Source organism: Flavobacterium sp. (genome assembly GCF_028712645.1).
Lineage (GTDB): Bacteria > Bacteroidota > Bacteroidia > Flavobacteriales > Flavobacteriaceae > Flavobacterium.
The window spans coordinates 1-3,016 of the sequence record NZ_JAQTPQ010000345.1; the positions used below are offsets into that span (position 1 = coordinate 1).

The following is a 3,016-nucleotide window of genomic DNA, read 5'->3' on the forward strand; positions in this document are numbered from 1 at the left end:
GGATTATTTTGGGTTGATGGTAGCACTTGTATTTTAGCCATTTTAATATTTGCTTTTTTAGTAAAAGAGAAGAAAAAAATACCTGAAATTAATCAAATAGCAAGCGAAGCTGTAGTTGTAAAATCGATATTCAAAGACAAACCGTTTTGGGTTTTCTTGTTTATCAGTTTTACAACAGCAATGTTATTTTTCCAAATTTTCACCACTTTACCACTGTTTCATCACGAGCATTATGGCTTGACCGAATTTCAAACGGGATTATTAATTTCATTAAACGGAATTTTAATCTTTATGTTCGAAATGCCATTAGTAAGCTACTTAGAAAGAAAACAAATCAACCGCATAAAAATCGTGTTCTGGGGTGCCTTACTTATGGCAATTAGTTTTTATGTTTTATTACTGAATTCTTGGGCAGGAATTTTAGTCATTGGAATCATAATAGTAACTTTTGGAGAGATATTTTCATTCCCTTTTTCGAATGCATTTGCAATGGGAAGAGCACCAAAAGGTCAGGAAGGACGCTATATGGCTTTGTACACAATGAGTTTTAGCCTTGCCCACATTGTTAGTTCAAAACTAGGTCTCGAAGTTATAGGATATTATGGTTATAGTGTAAACTGGTTTATGATGGGAAGTTTCGGGATTGTGGCGATGCTATTTTGCGTTTGGTTACAGCGATTGTTGAAAGCGGAAAATAGTCTAAAATAATTTTTTTATTAATTTTACAATTAAAAAAGGACTTATGTTTAAAATTTTAGCCAAAATAAACAAGCTAATACTTCCCAGTTTTACTAAAAATGGAGTAGATATTACCAAAGCTAAGAAATGGCAAATGGCAATTATTGGTTACAGATATTATGTAACTACAAGAGCATTAGATTCTTAATTTTAGATTGCAGATTGCAGATTTTAGATTTGAAAAAAATCAATATAATTTCATATTTTGGTTTGCACAATTGTAAAAATTACCTATATTTGCACCCACAAAATAGGCCTTGTGGCGCAACTGAATAGCGCACTTGATTACGGCTCAAGAGGTTACTGGTTTGAATCCAGTCAAGGTCACTAAATAATGAAAAGGGTACACGAATGTGTATCCTTTTTTTATTTAAATTAAAGTCAATCTAACTTTTTTATAAAAAATGACAGACTATTTCCTTGATATTGAATACAACAACATCATTTATGGTGAACAAGAAGTCAATTTAAAGGAATTTGAATGTTGCACTTTCAACAATTGTGATTTCTCACATTGCAATTTTATTGGAGTAATTTTCATTGATTGCAACTTTAACGATTGTATTTTTAGTGGATCCAAAATAAACCATACCGCTTTTAGAACTGTAAATTTCAATCGTTGCAAAATAGATGAAGTGAATTTTGCTATGTGTGACAAACTAATTTTTGAAATCCATTTCAAGGAATGTATTCTGGATTTCTCCAAATTTTACACCTTGAAAATTAAAGGAACAACGTTTATAGATTGTAGCATTATTGCCGTAGATTTTATGAGTGCTAATTTGACCGAAGTTATTTTCGATAATTGTGATTTGTATCGTTCCGAATTTGCTAAAGCAATCGCTAATAAAGCTGATTTTAAAACAAGCTACAACTACACTATTGACCCAACAAAAACCAAAATCAAGAAAGCTATATTTTCGCTTGATGGACTAAAAGGATTGCTTTATAAACACGACATCATCGTGAAATAAATTACAGCTTTAGCTCCATTTTGTAATCTTCCATTAGATAACCGTTGCCAATTTCTAAATCTTCTTCGGCGACAACTTCAAAACCCATTTTTTTATAAAATGTATAAGTTTTGTTGAATTTATTCACATTTAATGAAATAACTTCAGATTGATTTTCTTTGGCAAAAGCCACAACGCTATCTATTAATAATTTTCCCATTCCCTTGCCTTGGGATTCTGGAAGAAGATATAATTTATGTAATCTAGTAGCGTTTTTATCCGAATAATTATGCTCATAGGAAGCGAAACCAAGAGAAATATTGTTTTCATTTACCAATATAAAATGATGTCCTTTATTTGTTAGATTATTTATCAAAGTTGCATCAGAATACATTTTTTCCAACATATAATCTAATTGTGCTTTCGATAGAATTTCACCATAAGTAATTGGCCAAGTTTTATGGGCAATTTCTTGAATTAACGGAATATCTTTAACGGTTGCCTGAGAAATTGTAATCATAAATTATTTAGTATAAACCGTGTTTTCTTGTTCAGAAACTCTAATAAAAGTGGTTCTTTTAGTTAATTCTTTTAATCTTGATGCACCAACATAAGTACAAGCACTGCGTAAACCACCAAGAATATCCTTTAAAGTATCACTAACTGTTCCTTTGTAGGGAACTTGCACCGTTTTACCTTCACTTGCCCTATATTCTGCAACTCCACCTACATGTTTATCCATTGCAGTTTTAGAACTCATACCATAAAACTGTTTATATTTTTCACCATTGATTTCAATTAGTTCACCACCACTTTCGGTATGACCCGCAAGCATTCCGCCAAGCATCACAAAATCAGCTCCAGCACCAAAAGCTTTTGCAACATCACCTGGAGTTTTACAACCACCATCACTAATGATATGTCCTCCAAGTCCGTGAGCAGCATCGGCACATTCAATAATAGCCGAAAGTTGAGGATAACCTACTCCTGTTTTTATTCTGGTAGTACATACAGAACCGGGGCCAATTCCTACTTTTATAATATCGGCTCCAGCCAACAATAATTCTTCGACCATTTCGCCTGTAACGACATTTCCGGCAATAATTACTTTGTCTGGATATTGCTCTCGTATTTGGTGTACAAAATTCACAAAATGTTCAGAATAGCCATTTGCAACATCGATACAAATGAACTTTAATAACGGATTGGATTTGAAAATTTCAGCAATTTTTATGGAATCATTCTTTCCAGTCCCAGTACTAATTGCAATATAATTATATAATTCAGGAGAAATATTAGCTAAGAAATCATTCCATTCTTGCACG

General features: G+C 32.4%; 5 protein-coding genes and 1 tRNA gene. 4 read left to right on the top strand and 2 right to left on the bottom strand.

The features are described from left to right. The 4 genes from PHC28_RS17570 to PHC28_RS17585 all read left to right on the top strand — a co-directional run. A partial coding sequence (locus PHC28_RS17570) for an MFS transporter (protein WP_300103592.1) occupies positions 1 to 708 on the top strand: 708 nt, incomplete at its 5' end. Positions 709 to 742: 34 nt separating this feature from the next. Continuing rightward, complete coding sequence (locus PHC28_RS17575; RefSeq protein ID WP_300103596.1) at positions 743 to 886, top strand: SsrA-binding protein; 144 nt, start codon at positions 743 to 745, stop codon at positions 884 to 886. Positions 887 to 991: 105 nt separating this feature from the next. Then, positions 992 to 1,065 (top strand) — tRNA-Arg (locus tag PHC28_RS17580). A 77-nt stretch (positions 1,066 to 1,142) separates the two neighbouring features. After that, positions 1,143 to 1,712, top strand: coding sequence for a pentapeptide repeat-containing protein (locus tag PHC28_RS17585; RefSeq protein WP_300103598.1), 570 nt, complete (start codon positions 1,143 to 1,145; stop codon positions 1,710 to 1,712). Position 1,713: 1 nt separating this feature from the next. Here the strand turns inward: PHC28_RS17585 and PHC28_RS17590 are convergent, their stop codons facing one another. Then, entirely contained in the window at positions 1,714 to 2,211 is a 498-nt protein-coding gene (locus PHC28_RS17590) for a GNAT family N-acetyltransferase (RefSeq protein ID WP_300103601.1), read from the bottom strand. 3 nt (positions 2,212 to 2,214) lie between these two features. Next, a partial coding sequence (locus PHC28_RS17595) for a GMP reductase (RefSeq protein WP_300103603.1) occupies positions 2,215 to 3,016 on the bottom strand: 802 nt, incomplete at its 5' end.